Origin of the sequence: Pseudomonas sp. TH37, from assembly GCF_016650735.1 — a bacterium.
Classification (GTDB): Bacteria; Pseudomonadota; Gammaproteobacteria; order Pseudomonadales; family Pseudomonadaceae; genus Aquipseudomonas; species Aquipseudomonas farris.
In genome coordinates this window covers 264,281-286,980 of the sequence record NZ_JAEKFD010000010.1, presented here as the reverse complement: position 1 = coordinate 286,980, position 22,700 = coordinate 264,281, and the positions used below count along the sequence as shown (strand labels likewise).

The 22,700-nt window shown below is 62.2% G+C and carries 6 protein-coding genes; 2 read left to right on the top strand and 4 right to left on the bottom strand.

The window, feature by feature from the left end:
* Window positions 1-43: 43 nt before the first annotated feature.
* The gene (locus JFU11_RS23435) at window positions 44-364 is read left to right on the top strand and encodes an Arm DNA-binding domain-containing protein (protein ID WP_201062247.1); all 321 of its coding nucleotides are present in this window, start codon (window positions 44-46) and stop codon (window positions 362-364) included.
* A gap of 187 nt (window positions 365-551) precedes the next feature.
* Here the strand turns inward: JFU11_RS23435 and JFU11_RS23430 are convergent, their stop codons facing one another.
* The 4 genes from JFU11_RS23430 to JFU11_RS23420 form a co-directional block, all read right to left on the bottom strand.
* The gene (locus JFU11_RS23430; protein ID WP_201062246.1) at window positions 552-908 is read right to left on the bottom strand and encodes a type II toxin-antitoxin system RelE/ParE family toxin; all 357 of its coding nucleotides are present in this window, start codon (window positions 906-908) and stop codon (window positions 552-554) included.
* 2 nt (window positions 909-910) lie between these two features.
* On the bottom strand, window positions 911-1,201 hold the full coding sequence (locus JFU11_RS23425; RefSeq protein WP_201062245.1) for a type II toxin-antitoxin system ParD family antitoxin: 291 nt from the start codon (window positions 1,199-1,201) through the stop codon (window positions 911-913).
* Window positions 1,202-1,404: 203 nt separating this feature from the next.
* The gene (locus tag JFU11_RS28200) at window positions 1,405-1,620 is read right to left on the bottom strand and encodes a hypothetical protein (protein WP_242483632.1); all 216 of its coding nucleotides are present in this window, start codon (window positions 1,618-1,620) and stop codon (window positions 1,405-1,407) included.
* Window positions 1,621-1,650: 30 nt separating this feature from the next.
* Window positions 1,651-1,968: a hypothetical protein gene (locus JFU11_RS23420; RefSeq protein ID WP_201062244.1), complete on the bottom strand. Its 318-nt coding sequence runs from the start codon at window positions 1,966-1,968 to the stop codon at window positions 1,651-1,653.
* 702 nt (window positions 1,969-2,670) lie between these two features.
* Here JFU11_RS23420 and JFU11_RS23415 point away from each other — a divergent pair.
* Window positions 2,671-22,644 (top strand): amino acid adenylation domain-containing protein, encoded by a 19,974-nt coding sequence (locus tag JFU11_RS23415; protein ID WP_201062243.1) that lies wholly within the window; start codon window positions 2,671-2,673, stop codon window positions 22,642-22,644.
* The last annotated feature ends 56 nt before the right edge of the window (window positions 22,645-22,700 follow it).

Here is a 22,700-nt window from a genome sequence, read left to right as displayed (position 1 = left end):
ACCGTACAAATTTCCTCTGTTTAAACGAGACGGAGATTGTACGATGGCTCTCACCGATACCGCGGTCCGACACGCCAAACCTCGTGCCAAGGACTACACCCTCCCTGACTACAACGGCCTCGCTCTTTTCGTGAATACGAAAGGCGCCAAGTACTGGCACTTCCGCTTTTCCTGGGCGGAAAAGCAACCCCGTATTTCTCTCGGCACCTATCCTGAAATTAGCCTACGAGATGCTCGTGCACTGCGTGATGTTGCGAGGGTACTGATCGCTAGAGGCATCGATCCGCGTGTCCACCGGCAGCTGGAGGGGAATGCTAGGCGCCTGGCCACGGAAAACGCCGAGGAAGCGGTTGTTCAGCATTGAATGTGGCACGCAACGTTGAGCATCGTGCTTCTGATCGTGGGTCTCGATAATCCGGTCGGGCCCAGAACCCTCCGCTTCAATTGGCCACCGAGTCGGCTGGCAGCGAGGGCGCTCAGGTTGCGATGTAGAGGCGGGCGCCTTACCTTCGCTGTTCATGGGCAGTTAAGCCGTTGGGCCAGGCCGGTGATCAGTCGTTGGGCAGGTGCAGTTGCACGTCCATGGCGTCATGCAGGAGTCTGACGACCTCGATCACATCGTCGTTTGCCACACGATAAAACACGATATGGCGTGGGCTTTTGACCGCCCCATGGGGGCGTTTGGTCTGCTGGCGTGAATAGATGAGGTGATAGCTGCGAAGGCCCGGTGCCAGCTCATCGCGTTCGTGGCTGCCAATGCGATAAGGCGTGTCGGCAATCGCTTGCAGCGCCGCGAGGATCAGCGCCTGATACCGCTGGCGTGCTTGATCGCCGAACCGCGTCTGGGAGAGCCTGAGGATGTCGACAATGTCGGCGCGCGCCGCGTTGGAAATCCGATACTGCGGCATGCTCAGTGTTTCGCGCGCGCGGGGAGGGTTGCCTCCAGGCTCAAGCCCTCGAGGTAGTGCTCCAGATCTCCTTCGTTCAACTGAGTAAAGCGCCCGTGCTCAAGGTCCATGATGCCGATCGAGGTCGCCTGACGCAGGGCCTCAATTTTGGCGGTGTCTTCGGCGACGCGCTGTTCCAATAGACGCAAACCTTCTCGCATCACTTCGCTGGCATTTTGATAACGGCCGGACTGAACCAGGTCCTGGATAACCTGTTCCTGGTGTGGGGTGAGCACAACGTTTCGCGTCGCCATAATTAGCTCCAGCTCTGGGCAAACAGGTTCTTTCGATCATTGGCATATTATGCCATTACGCTTGCAAAAGCATAATTTGGGGTTTGAATCTGACGAGCTGGAGTCTAAGGTTGATCAGCACTGCAAGATAGCGCGTGCTGATTCGGGAAGCGGGAGCCGCGCGACAGAGAGTTTTTGAAGGAAGGAGGTCGGAACCACCTTGATTAGGGTGGCCGTTGGGTCCTCAGCTTGGGCAAGCCCTGTTTGATGTGTCCGGCGTTCTCACCGATCGTGTGAAGCGCTCCGCGGACATTGTCGCCAGTGTCCGTCGCACCCTGGCGCTCAACCCTCAAGGTCAACTCCATCACGGCCGCCTCTAAGGCGAGCTGATTTTGGTACAGACGCTCAAGGACATCAGGTAATGAATATTCAGTGGGCATTGTTCCGACTCAGACTCCATGCGCTCCCCCTCAATCCAACCTGTCGCATACGTGGTCAGCTTCGATAATGGTTTCGCCCAAGGAATGAAAATACGCACGCCAGAACTCGACCGCTTCTTGCGCTGTTTCCCGGTCTTTCACGCATTCGATCTCCAAAACATCCGTGCCTTGCAGTGGTGTGGTTTCTCGCCAGACGCGTAATGCCGGGTCGGGTGTTTCCTGTATGCGCTGTAGCAAACTGCTTTCGCGATCCTTGATTTCGTCGAGCACGTAGTCGACGAACAGGCAGTAATTTTTTGGCGTACAGACGCCAAAAATATGAAAACGATCCGTGTTGGGAGTGCTCATGAATGTCATCCTTTTCCATGATGGCAGTGTGCTGTACGCCGACTGGCGCGTAGATCGTTAGCCTAATACCGATCTGGAAAATTGCCATTGTGAATGTTTTTTTGAGGGGGGAGTCAGCTTTTAATCTACGAAACTGGTGGGGCGGAGCCTGTCTGGTCGGTCAGTATCCGTGATTTGTAAAGTATTCGAATCTGGATTTGACAGGTCATCTCTTCCTACTAGGCTGGTGTCGGTATTCTGTAGGAATAGTTCTAGACCTGCAGGCGCCAGCGAGAAAATACGATCTCAAGCGGTGAATCTACAATGCGCAAGGTATGCGTCGTTGTCGCTGGCAAGCCTCAGGCGCTCACTGGTAAAGGGAATTACTGTGTTCAGGAACACGGATGTGTTGGTCTTGCTCCTCGCTGATTCTACATTGAACAGCCCAAATTCTTGCCCCCGCGGCAAGGCCGAGGGCTGCTTTCCGCTTTTTTCTCTCACGGGCTGGCGCCTGTGGGTTTGTCACAAGCGTCCCTTCGAGGACGGTTAGCTTGCGCAGCAACGCGCCCCTCAATCATTAGCTGCACAAAAAATCCGAACAATCCCCGGTAATCGACTGAAGGCTCGCACGGCAAGACGCTTACATGAGCGTGCCGCGCTGACGGGATGACACGGATCAAAGTTGCCGATGACGTCGGCCCAACCTGACAGGGAAGTCGCGCAGTGTCAGACAACAACTCTACGAATGACAGTCCACAAAGCACTCCGCCCGCAGCGCAGCCCGGTGATCGAATCCAGGAATGCGCGATCATTGCCGGCTGGAACGACACCCACCACGAATATCCGCTGGAGCAATGCCTGCAGCAGCTGATCGAGCAACAGGTGGAACGCAGCCCTGACGCCGTGGCGGTGCGCTTCGACGATCAAAGCTTGAGTTTTTGCCAGTTGAATCGCCGGGCCAATCGCTTGGCCCACTACCTGCGCGAACTTGGCATCGGCCCCGACAGCTTGGTCGGCGTGCAGATGGAGCGTTCGCTTGAGCTGATGATCGCGCTGCTCGCCATTCTCAAGGCCGGTGGTGCCTACCTGCCGCTGGCCCCGGCTTACCCCGAGGAACGGCTGGCCCTGATCATTGAGGACGCCGCGGTCAGCGTGGTGTTGACGCAGCAACGTTTTGAGCAGCGCCTCAAGGCCCATAACGTTGCAGTGCTTTGCCTGGACGATCCCGCGAACGAAGTGCCGCACGAAAACGATGCCAATCCGGCGTCCATCAACCGCCCTGATGATCTCGCCTATGTGATCTACACCTCGGGCTCAACCGGGCGGCCCAAAGGCTGCATGTTGCCGCACAAGGCGATCTGCAACCGGCTGCTGTGGATGCAGCGCCATTACGCCGTGGGGCCGGCTGACCGGATCTTGCAGAAGACGCCTTTTACCTTCGATGTGTCGGTGTGGGAGCTGTTTCTGCCGTTGCTCAGCGGTGCTTGCCTGGTCATGGCCAGGCCGGAAGGCCACAAGGACGCCCACTATCTGGTGGAGATCATCAAGGCGCAGCGGATCACCATCTGCCACTTCGTGCCGTCCATGTTGCGCTTCTTCCTCAAGCACCCGGCGGTTGGCGAATGCCGGTCACTGAGCAAGGTGTTCGTCAGCGGCGAAGCACTGACCCATGACCTGCTGCTTCAATGTCGTTCGCTTCTGAGCGCGCAATTGCATAACCTCTATGGCCCGACCGAGGCAGCGGTGGACGTCACCTGGTGGCTCGCCGAACCGCGCGAGGACCAGCGCGTGCCAATCGGCCGGCCCATCGACAATATTCAAATCTATATCCTCGATGCCGGGTCCAAACCGGTGCCAATCGGCCAGACTGGCGAGCTGTGCATTGGCGGCGTTGGCCTGGCCCGGGGTTATCTCAATCGGCCCGAGCTGACGGCTGAAAAATTCATCCGCGATCCGTTCTCCACTGAACCCGACGCCAGGCTTTACCGCACCGGTGACGAGGCGCGCTTCCTCGACAATGGCGAGATCGAGGTGCTGGGGCGTTTCGACTCGCAGGTCAAACTGCGGGGTTTTCGCATCGAGTTGGGCGAGATCGAAAACACCCTCAAAAGCCATCTGTCGATCAGTGATGCGGTGGTGCTGGTCAAGGATCCCGGCTCCGAAGATCCCAAACTGGTGGCCTATGTCGTCGCCGAGGGATTGGACAAAAAGGCGGTGCGTGATTTTGTAAAATCCCGCTTGCCGGAGTACATGACGCCGAATCAGGTTCACTTTGTCGAGCAGATCCCGGTAACGCCCCATGGCAAGGCGGACCGTCAGGCGCTGCTGGCCGGTGACGGCCTCTCGTCAGTCGGTTCACCGGCGCCAGCTGTGGATCCCCAGGCACTGACGGCCTGGCTGCAACACTATTTTATCGAGGCGCTCGGCATCAATGAGCTGGCGGTTGACGACGATCTTTTTGATCAGGGCGCGACCTCCTTTACCCTGGTGCAAGCGGTCCATAGCATTCACCAGCAGTACCAGGTCACGCTGCCGGTCGAGATGTTCCTGGAGCAACCGACCATCGCCGCCGTCACGGCCTTTATCCTTGACGCCAAGGGTGTGACACCCGAGCAGGCGCCGCTGGTGGAGGCCGCGCTGCCACCACAACCAACAGCCCAGAAACTGATCCGGCTGGAGCGGGTGCGCTTTGATCCGCGTGCTTATCAGCGAACCGACGACGCTTCACCCGCCAGCCTTGAACGGCTGGGCTGCCTGCTCTCGTTATTGCGCGAAGTGACGCTGGAGGGTGAGGGTAAATACCTCTATTCATCAGCTGGCGGCCTCAACGCTGTCCAGTGTTACCTGTATGTCGCCGAAGGGCGGATCGAGGGACTGGCGGGTGGCGCCTGGTACTACCAGCCACGGCTCAATCGCCTGTGGCCGGTGAGTGTGCCGGCCAGAATGGACCCGCAGGCTCTGCGTGCCGAGCAGCGCGCGCAACTGGCCGAAGCCGGTTTTGCGCTGTTTCTGGTCGCCGAAACCGCCGCCATCACGCCGCTCTATAACCATGCCACCCCGGCGTTGCTGGTGCTGGAAGCCGGTTATATCGAGCAGATGTTGCTGTCGCACCAGGCGGACTTCGACATCGCGTTGACCCCGGTCTGTGGCGTGGACGTCGCGACGATTGCCGATCTGTTCAAGTTGCAGCCGAGCCACCGTTTGCTGCATTGCCTGATCGAAGGTGACGCGCCAGCCGTTCTGACTGGACAGCCTAGGCCCTTGTTCGCCGACTTCCTGGCAGAAAACAACAACGGTTTTGACCTGCCGGGCAAGGAGGCGCTGGAGCAACTGCACCGCCAACAACTGCAGATTCGCCATGATCTGCCGGAGCAGGGTGACAGCGTCATCGAACTGCCCACCGCACCGATCAGCGCCGACGCGCTGCGACTGCGGGCCGCCAAGCGCCAGTACGGAGGCGATCCGCTGAGCGTGGCGCAATTGAGCCGGTTGTTGAGCCTGTTGAGGGACGGACAGGGCAGCGGTCACCTGTACAGCGCCGACGCCGCACTGGACCTGAAGATCTACCTGCACCTCGCCGGGCCGACCGAGCACGGCCAGGAACACTGTCCGCCCCCCGGCATTTACCGCTACCACAGCGACAGCCATAGCCTGAGCTACATCGGCGAAGGCGATCCGCTGGCGTTCAACGGCAGCTACACCCCGTTCAACCGCAAACACGCGCAGCAGGCCCGGTTGCGGATCTTCATCATCGCCGGTCGCTCGCCGGCTTACGGCGATGAAAGTCGCTATTTCAACCTGCTCCAGGCCGGACGAATCGGCCAGTTGCTGCTGGAAAAACAAACCGAATTTGGCATCGGGCTGTGCCCCATCGGCTCGATGTACTTCGATAAAATTCGCAGCGCCTTTGACCTGCAAGAGGGTGACGAACTGCTGCACAGCTTCGTCGGCGGCACCGTCAGCCAATTGCTCCCGATAGGCTGGCCACGGCTTGAGCTCCACAGTGGCAGCCGAGTCGCCGCCGAGTCGGTGTGTGATGGCGCGCTGGCGATCATCGGCCTCAGCGGTCGTTATCCCGGCGCTGCCAATGCACAAGAGCTGTGGCAGAACCTCAGTGCCGGGCGCTCGGCGATCAACACCGTCAGCCGCGAATCGCTGCTGTATGGCGACGACATCAGCGCGGATTCACCGCAGTGGGCCGTCGGCGCACTGGCCGACAAGCAGCTGTTTGATCCGCTACTGTTCAAGATCACCCCCGTCGAAGCGAAGACCCTGGACCCACAAGAGCGCCTGTTCCTGCAAACGGTCTGGCATTGCCTGGAAAACAGCGGTTATACCGCTGCCGGTCTGCGGCGCAAGGCCGAGCGAGTCGGTGTGTTTGTCGGCGCGATGTGGGGCGATTACCAGCACCATCAGCCCGGCGAACAGGGCGAGCGAACCACCTCGTTTCTCTCGGCGATTGCCAACCGGGTGTCGTTCTTCAACGACTTCAATGGCCCCAGCGTCGCATTCGACACCTCGTGTTCATCCGCAATGACGGCCCTGCACTTTGCTTGCGCGAGTATTCGTCAGGGTGAATGTCAGGCGGCGATTGTCGGCGGCGTCAACCTGATCAGTCATCCCTCACACCTTGAGCTATTGACGTCGCTGGAGCTGTTGTCCGGCAATGGCCAGTCTCACCCGTTCGGCCTCAACGCCAACGGCTGGGTCGCGGGCGAGGGCGTCGGTGCGCTGTTGATCCGGCCACTTGCAGAGGCCAGACGCGACGGTGACCAGATCCTCGGCGTTGTTCGTACCACGGCCATCAGCCACAGCGGCAAGACGTTTCGCTACGGCACACCGAGCGCCGACAGTCATGCCGCGTCGATGCGCCGGGTGCTGCAACAGGCGGGCTTGCCTGCCGAGGCGATTGGCTACGTGGAGGCCGCAGCCCCCGGTGCCAGTCTGGCGGACGGGGCCGAGTTTGCGGCGATCAACAAAGTCTTCGGCAGCCGCCTTGGCGATACACCGCTGAAAGTCGGGTCGATCAAGGCCAATATCGGCCACCTCGAATCGGCGTCGGCGCTGTCGCAGATCACCAAAGTATTGATGCAGTTCAAACACCGGCAGATAGCGCCGACCCTGGGCTGCATTCCGTTGAGCCCCCTTGTCGGACTTGAAAACAGTAACCTTGCCATCGCCGACACGTTGAGCGAGTGGCAGGGGCCGCAACGTGCATTGATCAATGCCTTCGGCGCCAGCGGTTCCGGTGGTCATTTGATCCTTGAAGCGCCACCACCACAGACCACAACATTGAAGACTGTCGGGCCGTGGCTGTTTCCCTTTACCGCCGCCAGCCGTGCGCAGCTTGATCAATTGATGGCGGCATTTGCCAACGCTCTTCAGGCAGGACGCCTGGGCGACGCCAGCCTCGGCGATATCAGCTACACCCTGTGCGTCGGCCGAGCGCCACTGGGACATCGTCTGGCACTGGTGGCCGACAGCGAAACCGAACTGCTGACGCTGCTCAACAATGGTCAGTCAGCGCCGCCAGGCACCCTCGCCAGAGCGGCACAACCGGCTGCTATCGAACAGGATCTGCGCGGCCTCGACCGCGATGCCCTGAACGCCATCGCCAGCCGCTGGGTCGCCGGCGAAACCGATCTGGCCGAGATCGCCCGGCATGACGCTCGTCGAGTGGCACTGCCGGCATACCCCTTTGCAACCGTTGATTGTCATATCGCGGCCTCCGCCAGGGACGAAGCAGCACCACCGCCTGCGCGGGATGACGCGCTGCACACTGCGCTGGAGGGCTATCTCAAACAACACTTTTCCAGCGTCTCGGCGATTCCCGAGAGCAGCCTCGACAGCCTTGAAAGCTTTGATCGCTACGGCTTGACCTCGCTGATGATCACCGCGCTCAACCAACGGCTGGCCGAGGCGTTTGGTGCGTTGTCTAGCACCCTGTTCTTCGAACACCAGAGCATCGGCGCACTGGCCGCTTATTTTGCTGCCGAACATCCGTCGCGCAGCCGGCAACTGCTGGGGATTCAGGCGCCCCTCAAACAGGCTACCCAGCCCGCCAGAACCGCACAACGCCCCGACACTAACCGACGCCAGGAGCGCGACGAACCGATTGCGATCATCGGCCTGGCCGGGCGTTTTCCCGGTGCACCGGACGTCGACAGCTTCTGGGACAACCTGAAAAACGCGGTCGACAGCATCAGCGAGATCCCCGCCGAGCGTTGGCAGCACCAGCATTACTACAGCCGCGACCGCCGCCTCAAAGGCAAGATCAACACCAAGTGGGGCGGCTTTATCGACGGTGTAGACCGCTTCGATCCGCTGTTTTTCAATATTTCGCCGCGCGACGCCGAGCGCATGGATCCGCAGGAACGGATCTTCCTCGAAACCGCCTGGCACACCCTCGAAGACGCAGGCTACGACCGCGCCGCATTGCAACGTCACTACCAGGGAAACATGGGGGTTTTTGTCGGCGTGATGCACGGCGAATACCTGCTGTACACGCGCTCTGCCGCCGCAGACTGCGCCGACGATGCGGTGGATTCATCGTTCGGTTCGATTGCCAACCGCGTGTCCTACGTCTTCGACTGCAACGGCCCGAGCATGGCCATCGACACCATCTGCTCGTCCTCGCTGACCGCGCTGCACCTGGCCGTCGAGAGCCTGAAACGCGGCGAGTGCCGGGTGGCGCTGGCCGGTGGTGTCAACCTATCGTTGCACCCCAACAAATACTTCATCCAGTCGCAGCTGACCATGTCCTCGACCGATGGCCGCTGCCGCAGTTTCGGCGAAGGCGGCGATGGTTTTGTACCCGGCGAAGGCGCCGGGGCGGTGTTGCTCAAACCGCTGGCCCAGGCGCAGGCCGATGGCGACAACATCTACGGCGTCATTCGTGCGACCTCGGTCAACCATAACGGCAAGACCCATGGCTACACCGTGCCGAGCCCGAATGCCCAAGGCGCAATGATCGCCGAGTCGCTGGAAAAGGCCGGTATGAATCCCCGCGAGCTGAGCTATATCGAAGCCCACGGCACCGGCACCGCGTTGGGTGACCCGATTGAAATCAGCGGTCTGCAACAGGGCTTTGCCCGACGCAGCGCGGCCCTCGGCAGCGAGCCGGGATTGGCGCAGCAGTGCGCCCTCGGCTCGGCCAAATCGAACATCGGCCATCTGGAATCGGCAGCCGGCATCGCCGGGATCGCCAAGGTGCTGCTGCAACTTAAGCACCGCCAACTGGCGCCGTCGCTGCATTCGAGTCGGCTCAACCCCCGAATTTCCTTCAGCGATACGCCGTTCTACATTCCCCAGCAACTGCAAGCGTGGCGCCGGCCGCTGCTCAATCTCGATGGCCGCGAACGCGAATATCCACTGGCCGCCTCGGTCTCGTCTTTTGGCTCTGGCGGATCGAACGGCCATGTGATCATCGTCCAGTACGTGGCGCCGGAGCGGGACGAGGCGGTTGTCGGGCTGCCGGCGATCATCGTGCTGTCGGCCAGAACCCCGGCGCAGTTGCAACAGCAAGTCGAGCGTTTGCAGCAGTTCCTGCAACGACGCGACTTTGAGGGCGAGCCGCCGCGCCTGGCGGACCTGGCCTTTACCCTGCAACAGGGCAGAGAAGCGCTGGAATATCGCCTGGCCTTCAGCGTCGTCTCGATCAGTGAGCTGCAAGACCGCCTGGCGCAGAGCCTGGCGCAACTGCTCAAGGCCCCGGAACACTTTGGTTGCTTCGACGGCCTGCATCTGGGCCGGGTGCAAGACAACAAGGCGGCCATGGCGGTGCTGGCCCACGATGAGGACATGGCGGCAACGCTGGCGGCCTGGGCCGACAAAGGCAAATACCAGAAGTTGCTGGAGCTGTGGGTCAAAGGGCTGACGTTCGACTGGGCGCTGCTGGGCACCTCCATGGGCCTGGCCAGACGGATCAGCCTGCCGGGTTATCCCTTCGCCCGTGAACGGATCTGGGTGTCCGGCGATTTCCATTTTCCGCCTCAGGCCGAGCAGCTTGGCGAGGCCCGCTTGCACCCGTTGCTGCACCGCAACGTCTCCGATCTGTCGCAACAGAAATTCAGCTCGGTGTTCAGCGGCCATGAGTTTTTCCTGCGCGATCATCGCGTGCGCAACCAGAAAGTGCTGCCCGGCGTGGCCTATCTTGAGATGGCGCGAGAAGCCATCAGCCGCTCACTCGGCGAGCTGGCATCCTCCGGCACCGTGAGTCTGTGCAATCTGGTGTGGTCGCAACCGCTGATGCTCAGCGAGCAGGGCGATACACCGGCCACCGTCGACATCCACATCAACAGCGTCGAGCCACAGCGACTGACCTTCGACATTAGCGAACAGCAACAACAAACCCTTTGTTGCCAAGGCGAAGCGGTATTGCTGCAAAACGCGCCCGAACCGGCTGCATCGCTGGCCTCCCTGCAAGCCGCCATCAACGGCCATCGCCTCGACGCCGAGGCGCTGTACCGCGTTTTCGACAGCATCGACATCCACTACGGCCCCAGCCACCGACCGGTTCGCGAACTGCGCATTGACGGTGGCCAGCTGTTGGCAAGGATCGAACTGCCGCAGTCCCTGAGTGCCGGCCACACGCAATTTATCCTGCACCCGAGCCTGATGGACGGCGCGTTGCAGTCGACCGTGGGCCTGCTGGTGGCCGATCAGCTCGATCAAGGTGCAGCGCCGCAACTTGGGCAAACCTGGGTGCCGTTTGCACTGGCCCGGCTAGAGCTGAGCGGCGCGGCACTGGGTGAACAGACATGGGCCTGGGTGCGGCCCGGTGCCGAGAGCACGGAAGCGGGGCAGTCGGTTTTTGATATCGATATCTACAATCAGCAGGGCGAGCATTGCGTCGCCCTTCAGGGCTTTGTCCTGCGGGAAATGAAAGCGCCGTCGCCGCTGGAAATGATGCTCGACGACCGCCCGCAGACCGACTGTTACCTCGTGGAAAAATGGCGCAGGGTCAGTCCTCAACCGTTGTCGCCAAGCAGCTCCCGGCTGTTGCTGATCGCCAATGATCCCCAAGGCCAGCAACAGTTGATCGCCCGCTACCCGCAGGCCGCTTCATTGTTGCTGGACGGAAGCGAATCCATCGAAACACTCACCGGCCTGCTGCGTGAAGCCGGCCCGGTAGAGCATCTGTTGTGGCTGGCGCCGACCGCGTCAGTCGATGACGCCAGCGCCGACGGCATGATCAATGCCCAGCAAGCCGGCGTACTGAGCTGCTTCCGCTTGATCAAGGCGCTGCTGGCGTTGGCACTGGACCAGCAGCCACTGGCATGGACGGTCATCACCCGCGCCACACTGACAGTGTTCGGCGAAGCCAGCCCGCTGCATCAGGCCGCCACCGAACCGGTGGCGCCCGCTCACGCCAGCCTCCATGGGCTGATCGGTGTGATGGCCAAGGAATACAGCCATTGGCAGGTGCGGCTGGTGGACCTGCCGGCCGGCGACAGCTGGCCGAGTCTGGATCCGTTGTCGTTGCCCGCCGATCCGCGCGGCGACGCGCTGGCCTGTCGTAACGACGTCTGGTATCGCCAATCCCTGGTGCCTTGCCTGGCGCCGACCGAAGCGGCTGCCGACAGTCTCTACCGCGATGGTGGCGTGTACCTGGTCGTTGGCGGCGCCGGCGGTATTGGCCGCTTGTGGAGTGAACACCTGATCCGCAGCCGTGGCGCTCAGGTCATCTGGCTGGGGCGTCGAGAGCAGGACCGCCAAATCGATGCAGCGATCAGCGAACTGGCCCGGTTTGGCCCCGCACCACGCTACATCAGCGCCGACGCCGGCAACCACGCCGCCCTGCAACAGGCGGTGAAGCAAGTGCTGGCCGAGCATGGCCGGATTCACGGGGTGATCCACGCGGCGATCCAGCTTGAGGATCAAAGCCTGGCACGCATGGATGCGCAAAAATTTGCCGCAGGCCTCGCCGCCAAGATCGATGTCTGCGCACGTCTGGCCGAGGTGTTTGAACACCTGCCGCTGGATTTCATGCTGTTCTTCTCGTCGTTGCAAAGCTTCACCAAGTCGGTAGGCCAGAGCAATTACGCCGCCGGCTGCACCTTCAAGAACGCCTTCGGCCACTCTCTGGCGCAACAACGCAGCTACCCGGTGAAAGTCATCAACTGGGGTTATTGGGGCGAGGTCGGCTCGGTGGCCAGCGACGACTATCGGCGCCGGATGGCCGAGGTTGGCCTTGGTTCAATCAACGGTGAGCAGGCGATGGCGGCGCTGGAAACACTGCTCGGCGCGGCTGATGACGGCGCGCCGCTCAGCCAGTTGACCTTCCTGCGTACTTCGCAGCGGTTGAGTGACACCTTCAACCACCTGGCGCTGGCCCAACATCCTGCCGGGCCTTTCGGTGAGTACGGCGAAATGCGTCCGCCTGCCTATCCATCGCTGATCAGCCGAATGCAGAAGAATCTGCGGGTGGACAATCAGCAGGTTCGCAGCGCAACCGCGCAGGTGCAGGCGTACAAGGCGGCTATCGACGAGCAGCAGGTCCGCTTGCTCTACGCCCAGTTGCAGCAACTGGGCTGGTTCAGTCGCGAGCGCGAATCCGTGGCTGAAATGACCCAACGCAGCGGCTTGTTGCCGATGTATCAACGCTGGCTCGACAAGAGCCTGCAAGAGCTGGCCCAACGCGGCTACGTGCAGCTGGAGGGCGACAGCTGCCGTGTCACGCACCCGCAACCGCTGACGGTAGAAGCCCTGTGGCACGAATGGGATGCACAAAAGTCGGCCTGGCTCGAACACCCCAGCCTGAAAGCCGAAACACTGCTCGCCGAAGCAACCCTGCGTGTATTGCCGCAGATTCTTGATGGCCGGATCGCCGCCACCGACATCCTGTTTCCCGACGCCTCGATGTCCATGGTCGAGGGCATCTACAAGCACAATCCGGTGTCCGACTTCTTCAACGAAGTGCTGCTCGAAGCCATGCTCGAATTTGTCAGGGCCCGCCTGGAGCTGGCGCCACAGACGCCGATCCGGATCCTGGAAATCGGCGCCGGCACCGGTGGCACCAGCGCCCGCGCTTTTGAAAAACTGCGGCCGTATCAGGCGCAGATCGCCGAGTACTGCTACACCGACGTCTCCCAGGCGTTCCTGATGCACGCGCGGCAGGTCTATGGCCCGCAGACCCCCTACCTCAGCTATCAACTGTTCGACGTCGACAAGCCGCTGGCAGCACAGGGCATCCAGCCTGGCGCCTATGATCTGGTGATCGCCACCAACGTCCTGCACGCTACGCAAGACCTGCGCCGGACGATGAAAAACGCCAAGGCCGCGCTCAAGCATAACGGCCTGGTATTGATCAACGAGATTGCACGCAATGGCCTGTTTACCCACCTGACTTTCGGCCTGCTCAAGGGCTGGTGGCTGTTCGATGATCAGGACCTGCGCTTGCCCGGCGGCCCGGCGCTCGCGCCCAGACAGTGGAAGCAGGTGCTGGAAAGCGAAGGCTATCGGCAGGTGTATTTCCCGGCGCTGGCCGACCACGACCTTGGGCAGCAGATCGTCATCGCCCAGAGCAATGGAATGGTCTGGCAGGACCGCAGCGATAAAATCGAACCGGTCAGAATGGTGCCTGTCAGCCGGGCAAAGGTGACCGCTCAGCAGGCACCGCGACCGCCACAACTCAGCGTCATCGCAGCGCCGATGGCCGAAGTTAGCAGCACGCAGCTCAAAGCCGAGACCGTCCGCTACCTCAAGCAGGTCATCGGTGGTCTGTTCAAGATCGCCCCCGAACAGATTGACTCCCGTGAAGCGCTGGAAACCTATGGCATCGACTCGATTCTGGTGGTGCAACTGACCAACCTGCTACGGGACAAACTGGCGGGTATCAGCAGCACGCTGTTCTTCGAATACCAGACCGTCGAAGCACTGGCGGATCATTTTGTCGCCACGCAGAAAGACCGGCTCAGGACGCTGCTCGGACTGGATCAGACAGCGGTAATCGTGCAGCCATCCGCAGTCGAAAGCGTCGAACCATTGATCAATCCGGGCAAGTCGCGCTTTACCGCCAAGGCAGCCGATAACACGCCGGCAACGGCACGCGGTTCAGACGTGGCCATCGTCGGTCTGGCCGGGCGTTACGCCAACTCCGACAACGTTCGCGAGTTGTGGCAGCACCTGAAAAATGCCGAGAATTGCATCGATGAAGTGCCGGCGGATCGCTGGGACTGGCGTCAGTACTTTGATCAGGCGCCGGGCACGGCGGGCCGCATCTATACCCCGTGGGGGGGCTTCATCCGCGAAATCGACAAGTTCGATCCGCTGTTCTTCCATCTTTCGCCCCGCGAAGCGCTGAAGATGGACCCTCAGGAACGGCTGTTCCTGGAAGAGGCCTATCACTGCATCAGCGACGCCGGCTATACCCCCGCACGCTTGGCCGAACGGCATCGGGTCGGGGTGTTTGTCGGCGTGATGAATGGCACCTACGCCCGCCAGTCCAGCTACTGGTCGGTGGCCAATCGCGTGTCGTATCAGTTCAATTTCCAGGGTCCGAGCCTCGCGGTGGACACCGCCTGTTCGTCATCCATTACCGCGATTCATCTGGCGCTGGAAAGTCTGCACAGCGGGATCAGCGACTGTGTGCTGGTCGGCGGGGTCAATCTGGTGGTCGACCCCGTGCATTACATGGGCCTGAGCGAGATGAAGATGTTGTCCTCGGGCCGCCAGTGCAAGGCGTTCGGCGCCGATGCCGACGGCTTTGTCGGGGGGGAGGGCGTGGGTGTCTTGCTGCTCAAACCGCTGGCTCAGGCCGAGGCGGATGGCGACCGGATTTACGGCGTGATCAAAGGCAGCATGATCAATGCCGGTGGCAAAACCAACGGCTACACCGTGCCTAATCCCTTGGCCCAGAGTCGGTTGGTGATCGATTCGCTGGCAAGGGCCGGGGTCGACGCCCGGGCCGTGAGCTACGTCGAGGCCCACGGCACCGGCACTGCGCTGGGCGACCCGATCGAGATCGCCGGTCTGGCCCGGGCCTTCAATAGCGGCGTGCCAACGCCCGTCAGACAGTACTGCGCCATCGGCTCGGTCAAATCCAATATCGGCCATTGCGAAAGCGCCGCCGGCATCGCCGGTATCACCAAGGTGCTGCTGCAACTGCAGCACCGCCAACTGGTGCCATCGCTGCACGCCGAGGCACTCAACCCGGAGATCGACTTCGCCAACAGCCCGTTCGCGGTGCAGCAGTCGCTGGCCGAATGGTCGCGACCGCAAGTGCTGATCGACGGTGTCTTGCAGACGTTCAAGCGCATTGCCACGGTGTCCTCCTTCGGCGCGGGCGGCGCCAATGCCCACGTGGTGATCGAAGAGTACGAAGACCGCAGAGTGCCGCCAGCGATTGCCGTCAATGAGCAGCATCCGGCGATCCTCCTGTTGTCGGCCAAGACTCGCGAGCAGTTGCTGCAACAAGCCAGTCTGTTGCTGGACGCGCTTGCGCAGGACGCACTCGGCGACACCGATCTGCCGGCGCTGGCCTTTACCTTGCAGGTCGCTCGTGAGGCGATGGAGCATCGCCACGGCTGGCTGATCAACTCAATGATCCAGCTGAAAACCCGACTGCGGGAATTCATCGACGACGGCGGCGCTCAGGCGCGTGGTCGGCTCAAGCCTGACGCTCAGGCGTCGAGCGCCGATATCGGCGGCTGGATCGAGCGCGGCGAACAGCAACAGCTGCTCGACGCCTGGCTCGGCGGCGCCACCCTGGATTGGCACCTGATGTACCCGCAGGGCACGCCCGCGCCGCTCAGTTTGCCGGGTTACCCCTTTGCCCGCGAGCGCTACTGGCGCGAACCGCAGCAAGCGGTCGTGTCGGCCATCGCGGGCGAGCAACGGCTGCACCCACTGCTGCATTGCAACGTGTCGGACCTGCGCGGCTTGCGTTACCTGACCCGGTTCACCGGTGACGAAAGCGTGTTGGCCGAGCATCAGGTCAACGGGCAGGGCGTGTTGCCGGGTGCGGCGATGATCGCCATGATCCACGCGGCATTGACCGACGCCTTGGGCGGCGCGGTGCCTGCGGACAGGGCGCTGGTGATCCGCAATCTGGCGTGGCTCCAGCCGTTCAGCGTTGACACCGCCAACAACGGCGAGCTGTTCCTTGAACTGTCGGTGCAAGCAGAGGGCGACTACCAGATCGGGATTTGCTCCTATGACCGCGCCGGCCAGTTGCAGCTGCATTGTCGGGCTTTGGCCCTCATCTCCGTGGTCCAGGCCGCCCGGCTCGACTTCAACAATGTCGGCGCCCAAAAAGTGGACGTCGAGGCCTGCTACCAGCGTTTTGCGGCAATGGGCATCGACTATGGCGTTGGTCATCGCCGGTTGCAGTCGCTGCTGCGTCAGGACGATCAGGCGCTGGCGCGGGTCGGACTGCAAGCCCCGGCGCTTAACGCCGGTTTCGCCCTGCATCCGGCGCTGTTGGATGCCGCCATGCAAGGCGTGATGGCCTTGCTGTTTGATGAACTGGGCGAGCGCCCGGCGCTGTTGCTACCCGACGGGCTGGGTGAATGCGTGTTGTTTGCCGACTGTTCGGCGACCTTGCAGGTGCAGATCCGCAGCGCAGGGACCACGCCGGGCGGCTATCGCTTTGATCTGGCGTTGTTCGACGACAATGGCCAGTGCTGCGCGATGCTGAATCAGCTGTCGTTCAAGACCGTTTCCGGCGCCAGTCTTGGCGCCAGCAATGGACTGCTGTGTCACAAGCAATGGCTCGACGCTCAACCGGCTGGTGCGACAGTCGCACCGGGGCTTACACAGGTGGTGCTGACGCACGGGTTTTCCAACCTGGTGGAGCCTCTAAAGGCGCGAGGCATCCTGAGTTTCACGCTGCCAGAGGGTGACTATCAGCACGCCGCACTGGCACTTGCCGAACAGTTCAAACCTTTGCTGCGCACCGGCCAACCCTGCCTGATTCAACTGCTGATCCCGGCCGACGATCCGCACGGTTATCGCGGCCTCGGCGGCCTGTTGTGCAGCGTCAGTCGTGAACAGCCGGCGCTGATCAGCCAGCTGATTGAAGTGGCACCGGGGCTCGACACACAGCAGTTACTGACGCAATTGTCAGCCGAGGCCGCTAACCCAGGCGAGCGCCAACTGCGCTATCTGGCCGAGGCCGGCACATTGCGCCGTCAGCAATTGAGCTGGCGCCACCAGCCGCTGGATAACGCTCCTGCTCCCTGGCGGCCAGAGGGTGTCTACCTGATTACCGGTGGTTTGGGCGGTGTCGGCACGGTCATGGCGCGCGCGATCATCGCTGCCGCGTCTCAGGCCCGTGTTGTGCTCTGTGGCCGCACGCCAGCCGATGCACCGTCGGTGCTCGACAAGCTGGCGCAACTGGGCGCAGGCGTTGACTACCGCACCGTGGATCTGGCCGATGCCGATCAGGTCGAACACCTGATCACTGACATCGTCAGCCGTCACGGCGCATTGCACGGGATCATCCATTGCGCCGGCATCACCCGCGACGCCTTGCTGACAGACAAGCCCAAGGCGGACTTTGCCGCCGTGTTCGCCGCCAAGGTTGACGGCGTGCAGCATCTCGACCGCTTCAGTGCCGGCTCGGCGCTGGATTTCTTTGTGCTGTGTTCCTCGATTGCCAGCGTCCTGGGCAACGCCGGGCAGACCGACTACGCCGCCGCCAATGGCTATCTGGACGCCTTCGCCGGCCTGCGCAATCAGCAGGTCGCAGCCGGGATGCGGCAGGGTCGCACGCTGTCGATCAACTGGCCGCTGTGGCTCGAAGGTGGCCTGCACATGAGCGATACGGCGCGGCGCCTTCTGGCGCAACGCACCGGCATCGAAGCGATGGCCAGTGCCACCGGCATTCAGGCGTTCTATCAGGCGTTGCACAGCGACGAAGACCAGCTGATGGTGCTGGCAGGCGACACCGAAAAACTGCTCGCACTGCTCAGCGATGAACCGTCCCCTGTTGTGGAGGCGGTACCTATAGACGGTGAAAACCTGCAGACCTGGCTGCGTCAGTTGCTGGCCAATACGGTGAAAATCGCCCAGTCGCGACTGGATAACGACGTGCCGTTTGAACAGTACGGCATCGATTCGCTGATGATCATGGAGATGACCGCCGCGCTGGAAAGGCGCTTCGGTGCGTTGTCCAAAACCCTGTTTTTCCAATACCCGAGCCTGCAAAGCCTGGCCGATCACCTGGCCACGCGACAGCCGCGAAAAGCGGCACAGGCGCCATTGATAACCCAGCTGCGGAGCCTGCTGTCGAGTGTCTTGAATACGCCGCCGGAGCAGTTCGATGATCAGCAGTGTTTCGAGGATTACGGCATCGACTCGTTGCAGATCCTCGACCTCACACGGCGCCTCGAACAACGTTTTGGCACGCTGTCAGCGGCGCTGCTGTTCGAGCATTCCAGCCTCCGGGCCCTGGCGAACCACTTGGCATCAAGAGACGCCACAGCGGTCGCCGAACTCGTCGCCACACCCCGTGATCAACAGCGCCGGCTGTTCGACCAACCTGCGCAAATTCAGCAGCCGATCGCGCCACAGCACGACGATATCGCCATCATCGGCATCGCCGGTCGCTACCCGGACGCCGACAACCTTGACGCCTTCTGGCACAACCTCAGCCAGGGCAAAAACAGCATCGGCGAAATCCCGCCCGAACGCTGGGACTGGCGCGACTACTACAGCACCAACCGCAGCGATAGCGGAGTGCATAACAGCAAGTGGGGCGGCTTTATTGAGGGCATCGATCAGTTCGATCCGCTGTTCTTCAATATTTCGCCGCTGGAAGCCGAGCTGATCGACCCGCAGGAACGGCTGTTTCTGCAAACCGCCTGGGCGGCCATGGAAGACGCTGGCTACAGCCGCCAGCTTGGCGTTGAGCAGGCCGAAAAGACCCGGCAGGTCGGCGTCTATGCCGGCGTGATGTACAGCGAATACCAACTGCTGGGCGCAGAAGCCAGCCTGCGCGGCGAGCGCATGGGCTTTGCCGGCTCCAGCGCGAGCATCGCCAACCGGGTGTCGTTCTGCCTCAACCTGCAAGGCCCGAGCCTGTCGCTCGATTCGATGTGCTCCAGCTCACTGACCGCCATCCATCTGGCCTGCCAGGACCTGCACAGTGGCCGTACCGCCATGGCCATTGCCGGTGGCGTCAACCTGACGCTGCACCCCAACAAGTACCTGATGCTCAGCAGCGGCCAGTTCATCTCCAATCAGGGCCAGTGCGCGAGCTTCGGCGAGGGCGGTGACGGTTATGTGCCGGGCGAGGGCGTGGGCGTGGTGGTCCTCAAGCGCCTGGCGGATGCCGAGCGTGATGGCGATCAGATCTACGGGCTGATCAAGGGCAGCTACCTCAACCACGGCGGCAAGAACACCGGGTACAGCGTGCCCGATCCACGGGCGCAGCAGGCCGCAATCAGCGGCGCGCTCAAGGACGCGCAGGTTGACCCGGCGGCCATCAGCTACATCGAGGCTCACGGCACCGGCACCCGTCTGGGCGACCCGATTGAAATAGCCGGTCTGGCCAATGCCTTGGGTGAGCGTACGCCTGGGCAGAGCTGCTGGATCGGTTCGGTGAAATCCAACATCGGTCACTGCGAAGCGGCCGCTGGCATCGCCGGCCTGACCAAGGTGCTGTTGCAGCTCAAACACGGGCAGATCGTGCCCTCGCTGCATTCGCGCACGCTCAACCCCTTTATCGATTTTGCCGCGACCCCGTTCGAGGTCAACCAACACCTGCGCGACTGGCCGCAGCCGGTTCAGGGCGGTGAGCCGATGCCGCGCATCGCCGGGATTTCCTCGTTCGGCGCGGGCGGTTCCAACGCTCACTTGATCGTTGCGCAGTACCCACAGGCCAAGCCTTTACCCGGTCATGACGGCAAGCCCGAAATGATTCTGCTGTCTGCCCGCGAGCCCGAGCAATTGCGCCAGATCGCCAGCCGTATGCTCGCCAAACTAGAGCAGGCCACCGCCCCTGACAGCCTGGCCGCCATTGCCCACACCTTGCAGGTGGGCCGCGAGGCGATGGAGCATCGTGCGGCGTTCATCGCGTCTTCGACGGCAAGCCTGCTGGATGCCTTGCGCGCTCTGACCGGCGGCGACAGCCGTGGCTGGATTTGCGGTGACACGAACGCTAGCAGCGACCACGTCGAACAGTTCAAAAACCGCTTCCCGAGCCAGTGGCGCGAGCAGTTGGCCAGGCTGTTTGCCAACGGTGAGCAGCAACAATTGTTGGCGCTGTGGAGCGCGGGGCTGCGCATCGACTGGGCTGCGCTGTGGGCCGCCAGCGGTGAACAACGCCAGCGCATCAGCCTGCCAACTTATCCCTTCGCCACCAGCCGCTATTGGGCGCCTGTTGGCGCCAATCGCCTGCCTTCGGCAGCGGCGGTCTTGCATCCGTTGCTGCACCGCAACAGCTCGGCCTTCGACCGCCAGCAATTCACCAGTGACTTCAGCGGTGACGAGCCGTGGCTGCGCGACCATGTGGTGAACGGGCGCAAAACCCTGCCCGGTGCGGCCTGCCTGGAAATGATCAGGGCCGCAGTGACGCATTCGCGGGAGGACGGCGAGGCGCAGCCCATGGTCATCGAGCGGCTCAACTGGCTGGCGCCGCTGACGGTGGAATCCGCACCGCGCCGCCTGCGGGTCAACCTGGAGCGCGTAGACGGTCAGCTTGCGGTGACGTTGCTCGGCGAAGACGGCGATCAAGTGCATTGTCAGGCTCGCGTGATTACGGATGTGCAGTCGGTTGCCGAGCGACTGGATCTGGCGCACTGGCGCGACCGCACTTGGCAACGACGCCTGGACGGCGAAGCAGTCTATCGCCTGTTCGACCAGATGGGCCTGGCGTACGGCGCCAGCCACCGCGCCATTCGCCAGTTGTTGATCGCGGAGCAGGGCGGCCAGCGCGAAGTGCTGGCGCAGTTGAACCTTGAGGGCATCCACCCCGGCGGTGACTGGTGGCTGGAGCCCGGAATGACCGACAGCGTGTTACAGGCCGCCATCGGCATGTTACTGCCGCTGAACGATAGCGTCGCCGCACCGTTGTCACTGGTGATACCGTTTGCCCTGCAACGGCTGGAAATCATCGCGCCGTGTCAGCGGCGGATGTGGGCCTTGTTGCGCAGCGACCTTGCCGACAATCCCGCTGGCCGGATCACTATCGACCTGTGTGACGATCAAGGACAGCTCTGTGCGCGGTTCACAGGATTGAGCTCAAGACCGCTCACGGCGGGGCCAAAAAAACCGAAGCAAACACAGCAGCTATTGGCGCCGATCTGGTCAGTGGTCGATGGTGTGATCAGCGAACGGGAGGAAGTCCAGGGCGCGATGCTGATCTTCGGCGCGACCCCGGCTCGTGAGCAGACGCTGGCTGAACTCTATCCTCAGGCCGCACGGTTGGACGACTCGCAGCCCGACTACGAAGCCGAACTGCACGCCCGGCCCGGATTGACCGACGTGATGTGGCTGGCGCCGTCCGACGACGGCAGCGCGGACCTGGTCGCGGCGCAACAGCACGGCGTCCTCGCGCTGTTCCGGTTGATCAAGGCGCTGCTGAATCAGGGCTACGGTCCTCGCCCGCTGCGCTTGACCCTGATCACCGATCAGGCGATCAGCATCCGCCCCGGCGAATCCTGCCGTGCGACTCACGCAGCGGTGCATGGCCTGGCCGGTTCACTGGCCAAGGAATATCCGCACTGGACCGTGCAGCTCGCGGACCTGCCCGGCTCGCAATTGTCCCTGTTGCGCTCAGCACCCTTCGCCGGCATCGCTTGCGGCGAACTGCTGGCGCTGCGTCAGGGCCAATGGTGGTTCCGCCAACTGGCGCGGGTAAAGGCCGACACAATGCCAGCCCGTCTGCCGGTGTATCGCGACGGCGGCGTCTATCTGGTCATTGGTGGTGCCGGCGGGATTGGCGCGGTCTGGAGCCGCCACATGATCAGCCAGCATCGCGCCCGGGTGATCTGGATCGGTCGCCGTGCGCGGGATGCGCAGATCGAAGCCAAGCTTGACGATCTCACCGCCATCAGCCTGATGCATGACGCCCCGGCTCCGGTCTACCTGCAAGTCGACGCCGCAGACAAACAGCAACTGGCTGCGGCGAAACAGCAGATCACCGAGCGGTTTGGCCCGATCAACGGCGTGGTGCATTCGGCCATCGTGCTCAAGGACCAAAGCCTGGCCAACATGGATGAGCAGACCTTCACCTGCGTGCTGAACGCCAAGGTCGCCACCAGCGTGGCCCTGGCCCGCACGTTCGCACAAAGCGCCGACGCGCTGGATTTCGTGCTGTTTTTCTCCTCGATGATGTCCTTCAGCACGGCTGCCGGCCAAAGCAACTACGCGGCGGGCTGCACCTTCGCCGACGCCTTTGCCGACCAACTCAGGGCCCAATGGTCGTGCCCGGTCAAGGTGATCAACTGGGGGTATTGGGGCAGCGTCGGCACGGTGAGTGACGCGCGTTACCGGGAGCGCATGAGCGCGCTCGGCCTGGGCTCCATCGAACCCGAGGAGGGCCTGCGCGCACTCGATCAGTTGTTGGCGGGCGAACTGCACCAGTTGGCGCTGCTCAAGCTCTTGCACAGTGACGAAATCGACGGGCTCGACAGCCTGGCCGGACTGCTCAGCCACGAACACATCGCGCTCTCTGCGCACAGATCCGGCGCCATGGCGGCGATGCAGGACAGGTTAGGGGAAAGGCTGGCGGCGTTGGCAGCGATCACGTAACGCCCCAGAGAAACAATCCATTTCACCCACAGCAGACGCGTCACAGGGAAGTTGAA

Excerpts from the sequence above, each read along its gene's own strand:
- JFU11_RS23435 (WP_201062247.1), top strand. The coding sequence starts at position 44 with ATGGCTCTCACCGATACCGCGGTCCGACACGCCAAACCTCGTGCCAAG.
- JFU11_RS23430 (WP_201062246.1), bottom strand. The coding sequence starts at position 908 with ATGCCGCAGTATCGGATTTCCAACGCGGCGCGCGCCGACATTGTCGAC.
- JFU11_RS23425 (WP_201062245.1), bottom strand. The coding sequence starts at position 1,201 with ATGGCGACGCGAAACGTTGTGCTCACCCCACACCAGGAACAGGTTATC.
- JFU11_RS28200 (WP_242483632.1), bottom strand. The coding sequence starts at position 1,620 with ATGCCCACTGAATATTCATTACCTGATGTCCTTGAGCGTCTGTACCAA.
- JFU11_RS23420 (WP_201062244.1), bottom strand. The coding sequence starts at position 1,968 with ATGAGCACTCCCAACACGGATCGTTTTCATATTTTTGGCGTCTGTACG.